Genomic DNA, 15,820 nt, shown 5'->3' with positions numbered 1-15,820 from the left:
GCCGGCGCCGGGCGAAGTGCGCGACAGCCGGCTATCGCCGGTTCCCGTCGATCAGAAGGCGGGCAGTTGCGGCCGCGTTTCGAGCGACTTGCGGATCAGAGCTTCGACACTGGCCCGCTCGTCGCCGGCGAGCGGCAACCGCGGCGGGCGCACGGGCTCGGTCCCGAGCCCGACGATCGTTTCGGCCAATTTGATGTTTTGCACGAGCTTGGCCGAGACGTCGAGCGCAAGCAATGGGGCGAACCAGCGATAAATCTTGATGGCTTCTTCGATACGCCCTTGCTGAACGAGGCGATAAATCGCCACCGTTTCATGCGGAAAGGCACAGACGAGTCCGGCTACCCAGCCATGCGCGCCCATCAGCATCGCTTCGACAGCCAGATTGTCGACGCCGCACAGAATCGAGTAGCGCTGGCCCACTTCGTTGATGAGATCTGTCACGCGCCGCACGTCGCCGCACGATTCCTTGATCGCCACGATCTTCGGCTCGTCGGCGATTTCGGCGAACATTTCGGGAGTCATGTCGACGCCGTAGGCGAGCGGGTTGTTGTAGATCATCAGGGGCAAAGGGCTCGCCTTAGCGATGCTGCGGAAATGATGCAGCGTCTCCCGCCGGTCGGACAGATAACGCAGGCCGGGCAAGACCATATAGCCGGCTGCGCCGTGCGCGGCGGCCCGCTCGACCTGACGGCAGCCGTCGAGCGTGCTGTTTTCGGCGATCGTCAGCAAGACGGGCACGCGGCCGCGTGCGGCCTGAACCGCGATATCGAGCACTTCGAGCTTCTCGTCCAGTGAGAGCGTCGAGGCTTCGCCGAGCGAGCCGCAGACGATGATGCCATCGACACCGGCGTCGATCTGCGCCTCGATATTCTTCGCCGTCCACGCGCGGTCTATGCTGAAATCCTCGTGAAACTTGGTCGTCACCGCGGGTAATACACCCTTCCATCCTTGTGCCATCTTTTCTCTCCAGAGCGAGGCCGATACAGGGAAACCATTTCGGCAGTGTAAGCAGCGCTCGCCGCCGAGTCTTGCGCGGATCGCGCATTCGCGATGCCGATTTCGGCACAAGGTCCCCCGAGCGCAGGGTATGCCGAAATCGGCATCCGGCACGCGCAACGGTACCAAGACGGACTGCCGCGCAGGTTCCTACCATTTGCCACATGAAGACACTACATATCATCGATTCGCATACCGGTGGCGAGCCCACGCGCCTCGTCGTATCGGACGGCCCGGATCTCGGCAACGGCCCGCTTCACGAGCGGCTCGAGCGGCTGCGCACCCACCACGACGGCTGGCGCGCGAGCATCGTGACGGAACCGCGCGGGTCCGACGTCGTCGTCGGCGCACTGCTATGCGAGCCCCACGACCCGAGTTGTACGGCTGGCGTCATCTTTTTCAACAACGTCGGCTATCTCGGCATGTGCGGCCACGGCACGATCGGTCTCGTTGCATCGCTCGCCTATATGCAGCGGATCGCACCGGGCGCGCATCGCATCGAGACGCCGGTCGGAATCGTGGAGGCGACGCTCAACGCCGATCGCAGCGTCTCGGTGCGCAATGTGCCCGCGTACCGGTACCGCCATGCGGTAAGCGTGGAGGTGCCCGGCTATGGCCGGTTGACCGGGGATATCGCGTGGGGCGGCAATTGGTTTTTCCTCGTGTCCGATCACGGCCATGAACTTGAACCGGCACGTATCGCGCAGCTGACGGCATTCACGCACGAGGTTCGCGAAGCGCTCGCCGCCGCGGGCATCACCGGCGCGAACGGCGCGTATATCGACCACATCGAGCTTTTCGGACCGGGCTCGCGCGAAGGTATCGACAGCCGGAACTTCGTGCTCTGTCCCGGCGACGCCTATGACCGTTCGCCCTGCGGCACGGGTACGAGTGCCAAACTCGCGTGCCTTGCGGCGGACGGCAAGCTCGCGCCCGGTGCGCGCTGGCGACAGGAAAGCATTATCGGCAGCGTGTTCGAGGGGTCCTATGCGCTCGGCGCGAATAACGAAAGTCAGGGCGAAAGCGGCAGCCGCGAGGCGCCCGGCTCGATCGTGCCGACGATCACCGGACGCGCACACATCATGGCGGACGGCAAGCTCTGGTTCGAAGACGACGATCCCTTCGCGGCCGGCATTGCGTTGACTCGGGGCGTATGAGCGCCGACGCGATCGTCGTCGGCGCGGGGATCGTCGGCGCCGCGTGCGCCGCGGAGCTGGCGGCGCGAGGAATGACCGTGCAGGTGCTCGACGCGGCCGGCATCGGTGGCGGCGCGACCGCAGCCGGCATGGGGCATATCGTCGTCATGAACGATTCCGCGGAGGAGCTTGTGCTTTCGCGCTATTCGCGGGATTTGTGGCTCGAGCTCGCACCGCAGCTGCGCGAGCTCGACGCGTTTCGCCGCTGCGGCACCCTCTGGGTCGCGGCCGACGAGCACGAGTGGCAAGCCGCATGCGCGCTGCAGGCGACTTTCGAGCAGCGCGGCGTGAGCGCCGAACTGCTCGATCGCCATGCGTTGCGCAACTGCGAGCCCGCCTTATCGCCGGCAATGGCAGGCGGCTTGCTCGTCGAGGACGACAGCATCGTCTATGCGCCACGGGCGGCTCAGTGGTTGCTGACGCAATCGTCAGGAGCACGAACTATCGGCGTGCGCACGGGCGCGGAAGCGATCGGCGTCAGCGCCCAAACGGTCACGCTCGCGAATGGCGAGCGCTTGAGCGCGGCCTGCGTTGTCGTGGCCAATGGCATACAGGCGCGGCGCCTCGTCCCGTCGTTGCCGATCGAACCGAAGAAAGGCCACTTGCTTGTCACGGATCGTTATCCGGGATTCATCACGCATCAGTTACTCGAGCTCGGCTATATCGACAGTGCGCATCAGGCGAGCGGTACCTCGGTCGCATTCAACGCGCAGCCTCGGCCCACGGGGCAACTACTGCTGGGCTCGTCGCGTCAGTTTTCGACAACGAGTCCCGAGGTCGAGTTGGACGTGCTCGCGCAGATGCTTGCCCGATGCGCGCGTTATCTGCCCGGGCTGACGCAATTGAACGGGTTGCGCGCGTGGACCGGTTTTCGGGCAGCCACGCCCGACGGACTGCCGCTCATTGGAAACGCGGGCCCGGGTGCACCCGGTGTGTGGATCGCGGCGGGGCACGAAGGGTTGGGTGTGACGACTTCGCTTGCCACGGCCAAGCTCCTGGCTGCGCAAATACTCGGTACGGAGCCCGCGATCGATTCGCACCCGTACCGGCCCGAACGCTTTGGGGAGAGTGCACATGTTCATGCGTGACAAGCTATCCCGTGCCGCACATGCGCGCGACGACGCGATGGCCGAGCTGAACGTCACGATCGATGGCGTGAAGGTCGGCGTCGCGCGCTACACGACGGTCGCGGCCGCGCTCGCCATGGCGCAAGGCATCGGAGCCACGCGTGTGTCGGTCGGCGGGATGGCGCGTGCACCGTTTTGCGGGATGGGCGTGTGTCAGGAGTGCCGCGTCACGGTCGATGGGCGCGCCTACGTGCTGGCATGCCAGACGGTTTGCCGCGACGGCATGCGGGTCGAGACGGAGCACGCGCCTCGATGAAATTGGACTTCGATATCGTCGTGGTCGGCGCGGGACCCGCGGGGCTCGCGGCGGCCTGCGAAGCGCTCCGGCTGGGCAAGCGGGTGGCCATCGTCGACGACAACCCCCGCCCGGGCGGCCAGATTTGGCGTCAGGGACCGCACACGCAAGCTTCGCCGCCCATGCGTCGAATGTCGGGCGCGTTGGATACGGCCGAGAACGCGACGATACTCGCGGCGACGCGTGTCGTTGCGGCGCCGGTACCGCAGGCGCTGCTATTGGAGTCCGACGACGGTAGCGCGCGGTATGTTTCCTACTCTGAGCTGATCTTGGCCACGGGCGCACGCGAGCGGTTGCTGCCTTGCGCGGGCTGGACGTTGCCGGGCGTCACGGGGGCGGGTGGCCTGCAGGCGCTCGTCAAAGGTGGGATGCCGGTGCGGGGAGAGCGCGTCGTGATCGCCGGCACGGGCCCGCTTCTCATGGCTGCCCTCGCAACGGCACGCGCGGCCGGTGCGAACGTCGTCGCCGTGGTCGAACAGGCGCCGCTCGCTTCGGTTCTGCGCTTTGGGCTGTCGCTTGCCGCAACGCCCTCCAAACTTTGGCAGGCCATGCGATTGACGCGGGGCTTTGCGGGCCTCGCCTATTGGACGGGCAGTGTGGTCCGCGAAGTACGCGGAGAAGGCCGCGTCGAAAGCGTCGTCGTGCGCCGCGGCATGCGCGACGTCGTGCTCGAGTGCGATCGGCTTGCTTATGGCTATGGGCTCGTGCCGAATCTGACTTTGGCATTGGCGCTCGAGTGCGATATTCGAGCCGGCGCGATCGCCGTCGACGGGCGTCAGCGCACCAGCATGGCGCACATCTGGGCTGCCGGCGAATGCACGGGTATCGGCGGCGCCGAACTTGCCTGCGTGGAAGGGCGCATCGCGGGCCTGGCCGCGAGCGGCGTGCCCATACCGCCCGCACTCGTTCGCACGCGCGAGCGATGGCGCCGCTTCGCGGCACGTCTCGACGAAGCATTCGCACTCGGCGAAGCGGCGCGCGAGCAGCCCGCGAACGATACGCTCTTGTGCCGTTGCGAGGATGTGTCGATCGGCGCCGTTGCCGGATACGCGAATTGGCGCGATGCCAAGTTGCATACCCGGTGCGGGATGGGGCCATGCCAAGGACGCATTTGCGGCACGGCCGCTCAAGTCTATTTCGGCTGGGACAGCGCGCCGCCGAGACCGCCGTTCACTCCGGCGCGCATCGGCACGCTGCTCCAGGCCGCGCCGGCGGATCGCTCGCGCACCCTATAATCGGGCGATCTTCGATTGCCGCACGCGACGCGTAAGCGATTCGCCCGAAATGGACGTTGCCGCCGATGCTTTCCCTTCCCGAGATGCCCGCCGCCGCGACGCTAGAGGACATGTTGCCGTTCTTTGCGCAATTGGAGCCTGTCTTCGATGCCCTTCCCGATGTCGTATTCTTCGTCAAGGACGAGCGAACCCGGTATGCGCTCGTGAATCGGACGCTGGCCTCCCGTTGCGGCTGCAAGGAAAAGGGCTCGCTGATCGGAAAGACGACGGAAGAAGTGTTCCCGAGCCGCTTCGCCAGCACGTATATGGCCCAGGATCGTGCGGTCCTCGAAGGCGGTCCGCCGATGATGGATCAGCTCGAACTGCATCTCTATCCGGGCCGTCAACCGGGTTGGTGTCTGAGTTCGAAGGTTCCATTGCGCAACAGCGCCGGCGCGATCGTCGGCCTGGCCGGCATATCGCGGGACCTGAAGGCAAACGAGAAAACGCATCCGGCTTATTCGCGCCTGGCGGCGGTCGTTCAACATATTCAGGAGAACTACGTTCGGCCGCTGAACCTGACGTATCTTGCCGAAATGGCCGGCATGTCGGTGGCGCAACTGGAGCGCTACTTTCACAAGGTGTTTCATCTCACGCCGCGGCAGGTGCTGCTGCAGACCCGGCTCGACGCGGCTACCGCGCTGCTGGTATCCAACGACAAAGTGACCGACGTGGCCGCGCTGTGCGGCTATACGGACCACAGTGCGTTCACGCGGCAGTTCAAGGCTACCGTGGGCGTCACGCCCAGCGAATATCGGACGTTGCTCATGAGCAGTGGCGAACGTTGACCGTTAGAGCCGGCGCGGCTGCCCTTTCATGCAATATTTGCACCGTAATGTGGAAAAACAAAAGGAGTCGGATCCGAATTGCGGCGAGCCGCTAACTTCTGACGGATTCGCGCTGATGCTATTCGGCACCGTCTCTTGACGCTGGCCCGGCCGCTGCCCGATAGTGGGCTATCCCCAGCTTCACGAACTCGGAAAAGATGCCCCTGGTAGCCACCTCGAATTGTTGTCCGGCGCTGATTCAAGAGCGCGTCTTTAAGCCTGAACGTTCGTTGCTCGTTGTAAGGAGTAGGAGTTGACGATGTTGATGAGCGAGACTGCCGCTGAGATTCAATTTCCCGCGACCTGCGCGCGGTGCGGAGTCCGCGTCGCGGAGCGCGTATCGTTCTGCCCGCATTGCGGAACGCACGCTCGACTCGCGTTCGGCAAGAGCGCACGCGAGACGCAAAGCTCGCGTGCCCCAGCCCAAGGCGCCCCAGCCCACGGCGCGCCCGCCCAAGGCGCGCCCTCGCAAGAACGGAAGGAGCCTACGGCGGCGCGCGAAGGCGGCGTTCCACCGTGGACCGCGCGGCCGCAACCGCTGTTCGCAGCAGCCGGGGAGGCCGAGCCGTTTGCAGGCATCGCGGCACCCATTCGTGACTTCGGCGCCGCGGGGGGCCGTCAATGGGGCGTGAAAGCGAGCACGGCAGTCACGCTGGCCGCGTTTGTCGCGCTCTTCGGTTCCATCGTGTTGCTGCATCGTCACGACGATGCTTCGCCACACGACGAGCAAGCGCCTGTGCGGACGGTCGAAGGCAGCGTGCAGCCCGGCGCATCGGTGGGTGGCAAACCTTCGGGTCATGCCAATGACGCGCCGGCCGCGGCGGCAACGCCGCCCGCGGTAGCCGCCGCGCGCGTGCCGCCCAAGCCGGTGCCCGCTGCGCCGCCGCCTGCCCCTGCGCGGGCGCCTGCGCAGGAGCAATCCGTGGCGGCCGTGAACGTTCGTCCCGATCCGGCTCAAGCCCCCGTCGCCCCCGCGCCGCCCGCCAAGGGCAATGCGCAGAGCGCTTCGTCGAAAGTCGATGCGGCACCTGAGCGCGGACAACCGAAAGAGCCGCCTGCCGTTGCGCGACGCCAGGAGCGCAACCGCTATGCGTCGAGTGCGCCGAAGGAGGAGGCGGCGCGCCGCAGCGCGAACGCGTATATCGATGCTGCGATACCTCCGCAGCCTGCGGTACCGATGCTGCCCGGTACCGCCCCGCCCAGCGATACGCCTCGGCCCAGCATAGGCAGCTCGTCGTATTCTCTCAACGACACCCCCGCGATCCGAAGCGCAAACGCACAGCGCGAGCCGCACCAGGCCTCGGTCGAGCGCTCGATCGCGCTCGCACAGGCGAGTCTTGCAAAGGCCAATCTCGCGGCGGCGCGCCGCGCGCTCGACGCGGCACGGGCTGCCCAGCCGGGCAACAGCGAGGCGTTCATCCTTCAGCAAGACCTCGTTTCACGCGAAAGGGCACGCGACTCCGCTTTGAATTCGGCACGCGTCTGCGCTGTGCAGCAGCAATGGAACTGCGCGTGGCACCAAGCCGGCAGCGCGTTGTCGATCGATGCGGGCAGTGTCGAAGCGAAGGCGCTCGTGCAACGCGCAATGATCGAATCGGGTGCGGCGTTCCGCCCGCCGGGTCCGGGGGCCGATGGCCCCGACGTTCCGCTACTGGCGCAATGACGACGAGCCCCGCGCGCTCGACGGCGCGGACTCAGCGTGCGTGCCTGCCCATGCGCAAGCGGGCGATGTGCTCGGCCGCTACGTCGATGCCGATCTTCGCGAGATAGTGGAGTTCCGCGGCGGCCAGGCCGAGCCGGCCATACGTCGGAACGAGTCCGAACCGCGCGAATGCCGGTGCAATGGCCTCGCGGTTGGCGATGGCGGCCGCGAGTAGTTCGCCGGCGACCGTAGTCGGCGCGACACCGTGGCCGCCGAACCCTATCGCATGCCAGATTCCGTCGGGCGTCCGCCCGATCTGGGGCATCTTGTGCCGCGCATAACTCATCAAGCCGCTCCAGGCGTATTCGATCTCGACTCCACTCAATTGCGGATAGACGCGCAGCATATCGCGTTGCAGTAGCTGCGCGATCCTTCTGGGCGACCGCTCAAAGACGGAGATGCGGCCTCCCCAGAGGAGCCTCGTGTCGGGCAGCGGGCGGTAATAGTCGAAAGCGAAACGCGTGTCATAGACCGCAGACGCACATTCGATCGCTGTTTTGAGTCGTTCGCCGAGCGGCTCCGTGGCAACGACATAGGTGGCGATCGGTAAAATGGCGCGCTCGATCGCGCGGGAGATGCCGCTCGAATAGCCGCCTGCCGCGATGACGACCTCGCGTGCCTCGATCGACCCGGCGGGCGTGTCAACGCGCAGGCCGTCTTTTCGATGCTGGATCGAGACGGCGGGGCTGCCTTCATAAATCCGGACACCGGCGGCGGTGAGCGCGCGAACGAGACCCAGCAAATACTTGAGCGGATGAAAATGAAATCCGTGCGGTTCGAGCAGCCCTCCGTGATAGCGCTCCGACTTGAGCCGCTGCCGCAGTTCGATTGCACCGATCGGTAGCCAGTCGACCCCGAAATGCTCGCGCATCGTTTCGCGCGACGCAGCAAGCCGCGCGGGCCGGCCGAACCAGTCGGCCAGGATGACGCCCGCATGCACGGCGTCGCAATCGATGTCGTATCGGGTAATGCGTCTTCGAATCAGATCGACGGCGGCCGTCGTCAGTGCGTAGAGCGCATTCGCATCGCGCTCGCCGAGGAGCCGCAACAGCTCGGCGTTCTCGAGGCTGTAGCCGCCGAAGACGAAACCACCGTTGCGGCCCGACGCGCCGAAACCGACTCGTTCGGCTTCGAGGACGACGATATCGCGAAGGCCTCTTTCGACGAGGCCGAGCGCCGTGGCAAGGCCGGCAAAGCCGCCGCCGACGATACATACCTCGGCCTGCTCGGTTCGCGCACCGAGCCGCGGCAACGCGGGGCGCGTGACCGTCGCTTCGTAATAGCTCGATGGGAGCGGGTGTGCGGTGTCGGTCCGTTGCATCAGGGTCTGTTTTCAGCGGTCATCCATACGGCCGCGGTCCTTATCCGACGATCGACGCCGCGAGCCGGCCTACCTCGGCGAGCGCCGCGTTGCGTTGTGCCGCCGCGGCCGTCGTCGCCGTCAAATAAGCAGTCACGATGATCGGTCCGCGCCCGGGCGGCCAGACGATGGCGATATCGTTCGCCGTACCGCGCTCGCCCGTACCGGTTTTATCGCCCACGCGCCAACCTTTCGGCAATCCCGCGCGAATGCGCTCGCCGCCCGTTTGGTTCGCTTCCAGCCACGCGAGCCATCGATCGCGCGAGCTCGGCGAAAGGCGGTTGCCGAGCGACAAAGTCCGCAATGTCGCCCGCATGGCCGCAGGCGAGGTCGTATCGCGCGGATCTCCCGGTAGCGCTTCGTTGAGCGTCGGTTCGTTGCGATCGAGACGCGTGACAGTATCGCCCAAGCGCCGCGCGAATGCAGTGAGCCCGGCAGGTCCCCCGATGCTGGCCAGCAGCAAATTGCCGGCGGTGTTGTCGCTGAGCGTGACGGCCGCTTCGCAAAGCTCGGATAGCGTCATGCCTTTGCCGCCCGTGTGCTTGCCGGTTTCAGGCGAATAAGGTACGAGGTCCTCGCGGCTGAACACGATGCGCCGAGACAGATCGTCGAGTTGCTGGTCGACGCGTGCCAGCACCGCTGCCGCAGCCAGCGCCTTGAAGGTGCTGCACATGGGGAAACGCTCGTTTTCGCGATGGCCTGCCGCGAATCCGGAATCCGTATCGAGGATCGATACGCCGAGCCGGCCGGCCACGCGCGTCTCGATTGCCGCGAGCTGCGCTTCGATCGATCGCGCGAGTTCGTTCGACGAATGCTCGCCGCCGCGAGCCGTCGATTTCGCGTCTGACGCGCGCGCCCCTCCGGGTATAGTCACAAGCCCAGCTATCAGGCCGCTCGCCACCGTGCCGATAAACTGTCGTCTTTGCATTGCCTTGCCTCCTTGGGTTGGAGACGAGAATATCGCCGATGAGGCAGGCTGCCACAATCGACGTTATTTTTTTTCAGACGATAGAAATACTTGTGGGTCGATCCAGATGGGACGTCATTTGCCGTTGAATGCGCTGCGTGCTTTCGAGTCGTCGGCGCGTCATCTGAGCTTCACGCGCGCGGCGCGCGAACTCAATGTCACGCAGGCTGCCGTGAGTCAGCAAGTCCGTATGCTGGAGGCGCGGCTCGGCACCGCATTGTTCAAGCGGCTGCCGCGCGGCCTCGGGATGACCGATGAGGGCCTGGCGCTGCTGCCGGTGCTCAGCGATGCATTCGATCGCATCGATGCCGTGCTCAGGCAGTTCGAAGGGGGCCATTTCCACGAGGTGCTGACCGTCGGGGTGGTCGGCACATTCGCGGTGGGTTGGCTCATGCCGCGTCTGACGCACTTTCGCGCGGCGCATCCGTTCGTCGAGTTGCGGTTATTGACGCACAACAATCTGGTCGACGTGGCCGCGGAGGGCTTCGATTGCGCGATTCGTTTCGGCGACGGCACCTGGCCGGGGATGCAGACCACCGAGCTGGTGCCGGCACCGCTGGGTGTGCTTTGCACGCCGGAACTCGCGGCCCGGCTGCGCTCGCCGGAAGACCTCGCCAACGAGACGTTGCTGCGCTCGTACCGGGCCGACGAGTGGGCACGGTGGTTCGAAGCAGCGGGTATGGAGACGCGGGCGCTCCGCGGTCCGGTATTCGACTCCTCGCGGCTGATGGTCGAAGCCGCGATGCAGGGTGCGGGCGTCGCGCTCGCACCGGTGCGGATGTTCGAGCACGAGTTGCACTCCGGCCGCCTCGTGCGCGCGTTCGATATCGAGGTCGACACCGGCAGCTATTGGCTCACCTGGCTGAAATCGAAACGCGTCACGCCGGCCATGCAGGCCTTCACGAATTGGATCGTCGAACGATCGGCGTCTTGATGGTAAGCGCAATGGGGGCGTGGGCAGCCCTGAAGCACCCTTAGTCGCGGCCGAGCCGCTTCGACAAATCGGCGACGAGAATGGCCAGCCGAGCGGGCTTCTCGTAGCAGGCTACGTCGAAACGGCGAATGACCTCGCTGATCTCGCTTTCGCTGGCTTTCCCCGTCAGCAAGTCCCCGGTAAGCAGGAAGATGGGCACGTCGGGTTTTGGCGAGCGGCGGATCGCTTCGATCGTCAGCGCGGCCGACTGATGCCCGAAGCGCCAATCGGTGATGACGGCGTCAAACGTTTGCGCGCGTAGGGCAATTTCGAGCATTTCCAGCCGATCGAGCACAGCCACTGCGAAGCCGTTCTGCTCGAGATAGCCGCGCAGCGCTTCGGCCGCCGCATTATCGCTATCGACGACGGCGACGGTGGGTCGGATGAGCTCGGCACGCTGCGGGCGAATCTCGATCTTGACGACTTCGCAAGCGTGCGGCTCCGGGGTGCCCTCGCAGTGCACTACGCGCCAGCGGTTGCCTTCGGGATACGCGACGAATTCGCTGCGCCGGTGAGCATTGAGCGGGCCGGCGATCCAGGCGGTGCAAGGCCATTGGGCCGCACCGACACTGAAGACCGCTTCGCGCGGGTGGGCGTCGCCCAGCCCGCTGCCGTCCGCCGATGCCACGCCGACGAGCTGGGCGGCCGGCTCGTCGAACGCATCGGCGACCTTGCGAATCTGCGCAAGCGTCCAGGGGCTGCTGCCGCGCAACTTGCGGTGCCCTTGGGAAAAGCTCAGCGCAAGGATGCGGCACAGCTCCGTCGTCTGCTGCCGTTTCGCGATGCCGTGCCGGCTCATCAATGCGCGTACGCGCTCAGCGACGGCCAGGGAGTCCGTTGAGGTTGCGTCGTTCGTCATGCTGCTGGGGCGCTGGGTCGTCCGATGGCGATAACGGGGCCAATGGGCCAATGGGTGCCACCGCAGACGAAGGCTGCGTGGCGGCGAAGATGCACTAGGCGGGCCGTATTTTAACGGGCAACGCGCCCCGTTTTTTCGTCAAATGTGTTTCTACAGGTTACGTCTGCAACCATCGGCTGCAAAGCACTTATGTAGTAATCCGAAGTTTTTCCGTTCGACCCGCGGCAGTCGCGTTCCCAGCTTGCCCTGCGGGCTGCAACGCGGCGGGCCGCACCGGTCCTCGCACTGCAATTCGATACATTTGCGGGATTTTTCTTGCGCAATGCGGCGTGACTTTGTGCGCCGCATCGCGGTAGGCGCGCGGGCGCGAGGTCAGTGCGTGACCGAGAGGAACAGATATGCGGCGAACAGCACGAGATGGACCGCGCCCTGAAGGATCGTCGTTCGCCCGGTCGCGAGCGTCAACGTACTCACCAGGAGCGTGAGGCTCAACAGCACCGTCTCCATACCGCCGATGCCAAGCGCCAGCGGCATGCCGTTCAAGACGAACACCGCCGCCACGGTCGGAATGGTCAGGCCAATGCTCGCCAGCGCCGAGCCCAGGGCGAGGTTGAGACTCGTTTGCAATCTATTGGCGTGCGCCGCTCGCGTGGCAGCCACACCCTCCGGCAGCAGTACGAGGGCGGCGATCACGATCCCGACGACGGCTTCCGGCGCGCCTGCCGCCTCGACGGCACGTTCCACAGCGGGAGACAGCCGCTTCGCGAGCAGCACCACGGCAACGAGACAGACGACGAGGGCGATCGCGCTCGTGAGCGTCGTGCGCGTGCCGGGCACCTCCGCATGGACCGTTTCGTCTTGCGGCGCCTGGCCGCTCAGAAAGTAATCACGATGCCGGACGGTCTGTATAAAGACGAACACCCCATAGAGCACCAGCGACGCGACCCCTGCAAAGGCGAGTTGCGATGTCGACAGGACAGGCCCCGGCGCGGCGCTGAGGTAGTTCGGCATGACGAGCGTGAGAATGGCGAGAGCGGCGAGTACCGTCAGCGCGGTATTCGCACCGCTTACGCGGAAATCCTGCTCCCCATGGCGCAGGCCGCCAACGAGCAGACAGGTTCCGACGATACCGTTGCAGACGATCATGACGGCCGCGAAGACCGTGTCGCGGGCGAGCCCCGATTTTTCGGCGCCGGCTGAAAGCATGACCGAAACGATCAGGGCGACCTCGATGATCGTGACGGCGATGGCCAGCACGAGCGTGCCGAACGGCTCGCCGATCCGGTGAGCGACCACCTCGGCGTGATGCACCGCGGCGAACACTGCACCGGCGAGCGCCAGCCCGACGATGGCGAGCACGAGCGGATGCCCGTCTGCGAAGACCGAGACGCCGAGTACGAGCCATGCGAGCGGCGGCAGAAGCAAGGTCCAATACGGCAAGGCGTTGGGCGAACGCGACATCGTCATTCCTTTCTTGTCGAGGGTTGGGCACGGTGCACGTCCGTTTATACATGAACTAACATGCCTCATCCGCAGATATCCCCCAACATGCCTACGAACGATCGTTTCCTGGACGCCCCACAGCGCCCACATGATGTATGCGGCCCGTCAGCGACGATCGCAGCGCCCACACGGCTCGCGCGCGAGGAACTGCCCGTCGATACCGTGACGCTGGCCCGCTTCATGGTCGGCAAGTATCTCGTGCACGATTCGCCGGAGGGGCGCGTGAGCGGCCGGATCGTCGAAACCGAGGCCTATCCCGTCGGCGACTCCACGAGCCACGCCTACCAGGGGCTGCGGCCCTACAACGGCGCGCTCTTTCGCGCGCCTGGGCACGCGTACGTGCGGCTCGTCTATGGTGCGTCGTACATGATCAATATGTCGAGCGAAGTCGAGGGGGTGGGCGCAGCAGTGCTCCTTCGCGCGGTCGAACCCATCGAGGGCATCGCGCTCATGCAGGCGCGTCGCGCCGGTGCCCGGCATGTGGACCTTGCACGCGGGCCGGGGCGGCTTACCGCTGCGTTCGCGATCGGGCCGGAATGGGATGGAGCCGATCTTTGCGGCGGCGCCGCGCTATGGATTGGCCGCGATGCGGGCGCGGCGGTTGACGACGCCGGCTGCGCGCGCGTCGCCGCGACGAAACGAATCGGACTTTCTCGGGAGATGCACGCGCTGCTGCGTTTTTACGCGTGCGGCAGTCCGTTCGTCAGCGGACCGAAACGATTGCTGGCAACGTGAAGCGATTCCAGCGTTGCCAGCAATCTTTCAGGCGGCTTCGGCGCAGTGCTCGAAGAGCGCATGATGCGTTTGCTCTCCGAGCTCGATCGTGAGTCCGACTGCGTTTTCGACACCGATTCTCATCGGCGGTCCGAAGCGGCGCGTCTCGACACCGGTTTTCCGCAGCAACCGTTCGATCGCCGTCGTCGTGACCGTCACATAGCTGGAAATACCCATCCGATCTGCGAACTTCACGACTTCGCGCATGGCATCCAGGGCGAGGCCCGCGAAGCCGAACCCGGGTGTTTCCGGTGCGACGATCGCAAAGCGGCTCAACTCCCAGACGTCATGCGAGGACGGCGCGGGCTGACCGTGAAGCAACTGCCCGAACGTGTCGCGCAGCATGTAAGGTCCGACGGTCGGCATGATCCGCCAGCAACCGCATAACGTATCGTTCTCGTCCTGCACGAACATGTAGTGTGGCGAGAGCGCATCGTAGCCGTCGATCTCCATGCCCGAGAGGATGGCGACTTCCCATCCCATTCGTTCGCCGAACACCTTGGCGCGTAGGCGGTACATCTGCGCGAGTGCATCGAGACCAAAGCTCTGTTGCGACCCAATCGTGATTTTTGCGTTCATGTCGTCTCCATGGGTTGGCCCTACCTAATGCGCATAGACGATATGCACTTTGCGTGCAGTGCGTAACTGTCAAGCAAGATAGGTACAAATGCGCGCCGATAATTGGGATGATTCGCGCACCACGTACGGACCCAGGTGAAACCCATGACGACGATTGGCAGCTATCCAATGGAATCGGACGAATTTGCGCGACCCGTTCGCACCGAAATCGACAGCAACTTTATTCAGGCGTATCGACGAAAAATCCGCGAGAGCCAGAAGGTTTTCTGGTCTCGTTTCGGTGTAACGCAATCGAGAGGCAGTCGCTTCGAGCTCGGTGCGAATATTCCGAAGCCCGTCATGATGTTATTGAGGCTTTACTTCGAGGGGCGGATCACGGACGACGATATCGCGAGCGTCAACCTTCGTCGCCCAGCGGCGCATCGTCCGCCGATGTTCAATCGGGATCTATCAAACCCATTCGGGTCGCTTTGACTGCGGCTGCGCTTCGCGAACTCACACCGAACTTCGTTCGGATGTTCGCCATGTGGAAGTTGACGGTGGCTTCCGAGCAGCCGAAGATCTTCGCGATCTCCCAGGTCGATTTGCCTTGCGCGGTCCATTGCAGGCATTCGTATTCACGCGGCGTCAGTTTCGGTATCAAGGACGCCGTGTGGCTTGCGACGAACCGTTGAGCGGTATCGAACGCCACATCGCGCAGCAACGTGAGCATCGGCAGATACCGCCGCACCTGATTGTCGAGCTCGCGGGCCGACTGGTCGCCGCATACGAAGCACAGCATGCCGACTTCCTGCTTGGGCCCGTGAATCGGCAACGAGATGCCGGTGCACAGTCCGTGGCGTCGCGCTTCTTCGTACATTTCCTGTTGCCCGCGGTCAGTGAAGAGCGACGACGACCAGATCAGCGGCGCCGTCTGAGTCATGCAGTGCGAAACCGTGGGATCGATCCGCACGAAGGCTCGTTCGTCGTAGGTGTCACGCCAGGCGGAGGCGTAATCGCTGCGTAGGTAAACATCGCTGAAGCGCATGCCGGGCCGCGGTATGACGGCGAACAACGTCTGGTCGAAGCCGCATCGCTTGCCCAGGACCGCGAGCGCATCAAACCAGGATTGCTCGTTGGTTGCCCGCCATAACGGCGCCATGGGCTCGATAAATTGACGCGGCATATGTCCTCGATGACGAAAATGTTACTGCTGTTTCACCCGCATAGGTCGGCATTTTATTCTCCGCCCGTCAAGTATTTTCGCTTGCCGGGAAATCAGGATGGCTATCGCCTTATTGATGAGATGCAAGGGTATATCAAAAATAGCGTGTTTGAGTAGGGGCTCGACGCAGGGATACGCGGTATCGATTTCAAATTGAATCACTTCATTTCCGGTGTCTCGTAGT

Annotated in this window: 16 protein-coding genes; 9 read left to right on the top strand and 7 right to left on the bottom strand. The window is 64.7% G+C overall.

The annotated features are described in order from the left end of the window. Positions 1–51: 51 nt before the first annotated feature. Complete coding sequence (locus ACO1XS_RS09480; RefSeq protein WP_440560174.1) at positions 52–957, bottom strand: dihydrodipicolinate synthase family protein; 906 nt, start codon at positions 955–957, stop codon at positions 52–54. 203 nt (positions 958–1,160) lie between these two features. On the opposite strand from ACO1XS_RS09480, the gene ACO1XS_RS09475 reads away from it, so the two are divergent. The 6 genes from ACO1XS_RS09475 (at position 1,161) to ACO1XS_RS09450 (ending at position 7,378) form a co-directional block, all read left to right on the top strand. After that, positions 1,161–2,153 carry a 4-hydroxyproline epimerase gene (locus tag ACO1XS_RS09475; RefSeq protein WP_486390531.1) on the top strand — a complete coding sequence of 331 codons (993 nt, stop codon included), beginning with the start codon at positions 1,161–1,163 and terminating at the stop codon, positions 2,151–2,153. Further along, positions 2,150–3,280, top strand: a complete 1,131-nt coding sequence (locus ACO1XS_RS09470; RefSeq protein ID WP_486390530.1) for an NAD(P)/FAD-dependent oxidoreductase — start codon at positions 2,150–2,152, stop codon at positions 3,278–3,280. The genes ACO1XS_RS09475 and ACO1XS_RS09470 overlap by 4 nt, the downstream gene beginning before the upstream one ends. Beyond that, the gene (locus ACO1XS_RS09465) at positions 3,273–3,575 is read left to right on the top strand and encodes a (2Fe-2S)-binding protein (protein ID WP_486390570.1); all 303 of its coding nucleotides are present in this window, start codon (positions 3,273–3,275) and stop codon (positions 3,573–3,575) included. Before ACO1XS_RS09470 ends, ACO1XS_RS09465 begins: the two co-directional genes overlap by 8 nt. Continuing rightward, a complete protein-coding gene (locus ACO1XS_RS09460; RefSeq protein ID WP_486390529.1) occupies positions 3,572–4,849 on the top strand; it encodes an FAD-dependent oxidoreductase in 1,278 nt (425 codons plus the stop codon). Before ACO1XS_RS09465 ends, ACO1XS_RS09460 begins: the two co-directional genes overlap by 4 nt. Before the next feature lie 65 nt (positions 4,850–4,914). Beyond that, a complete protein-coding gene (locus ACO1XS_RS09455) occupies positions 4,915–5,676 on the top strand; it encodes an AraC family transcriptional regulator (protein WP_414720141.1) in 762 nt (253 codons plus the stop codon). 304 nt (positions 5,677–5,980) lie between these two features. Further along, positions 5,981–7,378, top strand: a complete 1,398-nt coding sequence (locus ACO1XS_RS09450; RefSeq protein WP_486390528.1) for a zinc ribbon domain-containing protein — start codon at positions 5,981–5,983, stop codon at positions 7,376–7,378. 31 nt (positions 7,379–7,409) lie between these two features. Here the strand turns inward: ACO1XS_RS09450 and ACO1XS_RS09445 are convergent, their stop codons facing one another. Together ACO1XS_RS09445 and bla are read right to left on the bottom strand one after the other, a co-directional pair. After that, positions 7,410–8,738 carry an NAD(P)/FAD-dependent oxidoreductase gene (locus ACO1XS_RS09445; RefSeq protein WP_331566205.1) on the bottom strand — a complete coding sequence of 443 codons (1,329 nt, stop codon included), beginning with the start codon at positions 8,736–8,738 and terminating at the stop codon, positions 7,410–7,412. A 40-nt stretch (positions 8,739–8,778) separates the two neighbouring features. Then, positions 8,779–9,705 (bottom strand): class A beta-lactamase, encoded by a 927-nt coding sequence (bla, locus tag ACO1XS_RS09440; RefSeq protein WP_486390527.1) that lies wholly within the window; start codon positions 9,703–9,705, stop codon positions 8,779–8,781. A gap of 106 nt (positions 9,706–9,811) precedes the next feature. Between bla and ACO1XS_RS09435 the strand changes: the two genes are divergently transcribed. Next, positions 9,812–10,678, top strand: a complete 867-nt coding sequence (locus ACO1XS_RS09435; protein ID WP_486390526.1) for a LysR family transcriptional regulator — start codon at positions 9,812–9,814, stop codon at positions 10,676–10,678. 40 nt (positions 10,679–10,718) lie between these two features. On the opposite strand, the gene ACO1XS_RS09430 is transcribed toward ACO1XS_RS09435, so the two are convergent. Next, positions 10,719–11,576, bottom strand: coding sequence for a helix-turn-helix domain-containing protein (locus ACO1XS_RS09430; protein ID WP_486390525.1), 858 nt, complete (start codon positions 11,574–11,576; stop codon positions 10,719–10,721). A gap of 372 nt (positions 11,577–11,948) precedes the next feature. Then, positions 11,949–13,037 (bottom strand): calcium:cation antiporter, encoded by a 1,089-nt coding sequence (locus tag ACO1XS_RS09425; RefSeq protein WP_486390524.1) that lies wholly within the window; start codon positions 13,035–13,037, stop codon positions 11,949–11,951. Between the two features lie 87 nt (positions 13,038–13,124). Between ACO1XS_RS09425 and ACO1XS_RS09420 the strand changes: the two genes are divergently transcribed. After that, complete coding sequence (locus tag ACO1XS_RS09420) at positions 13,125–13,814, top strand: DNA-3-methyladenine glycosylase (RefSeq protein WP_486390523.1); 690 nt, start codon at positions 13,125–13,127, stop codon at positions 13,812–13,814. 27 nt (positions 13,815–13,841) lie between these two features. On the opposite strand, the gene ACO1XS_RS09415 is transcribed toward ACO1XS_RS09420, so the two are convergent. Beyond that, entirely contained in the window at positions 13,842–14,432 is a 591-nt protein-coding gene (locus ACO1XS_RS09415; RefSeq protein WP_331566191.1) for an acyl-homoserine-lactone synthase, read from the bottom strand. 144 nt (positions 14,433–14,576) lie between these two features. Between ACO1XS_RS09415 and ACO1XS_RS09410 the strand changes: the two genes are divergently transcribed. Then, a complete protein-coding gene (locus ACO1XS_RS09410; protein ID WP_414720140.1) occupies positions 14,577–14,906 on the top strand; it encodes a helix-turn-helix domain-containing protein in 330 nt (109 codons plus the stop codon). Here the strand turns inward: ACO1XS_RS09410 and ACO1XS_RS09405 are convergent. Further along, positions 14,869–15,573, bottom strand: a complete 705-nt coding sequence (locus ACO1XS_RS09405; RefSeq protein WP_481579693.1) for an autoinducer binding domain-containing protein — start codon at positions 15,571–15,573, stop codon at positions 14,869–14,871. The genes ACO1XS_RS09410 and ACO1XS_RS09405 overlap by 38 nt on opposite strands. Positions 15,574–15,820: the final 247 nt, after the last annotated feature.

Source organism: Trinickia sp. (assembly GCF_057351765.1).
This window is presented reverse-complemented; position numbering and strand designations above follow the sequence as displayed.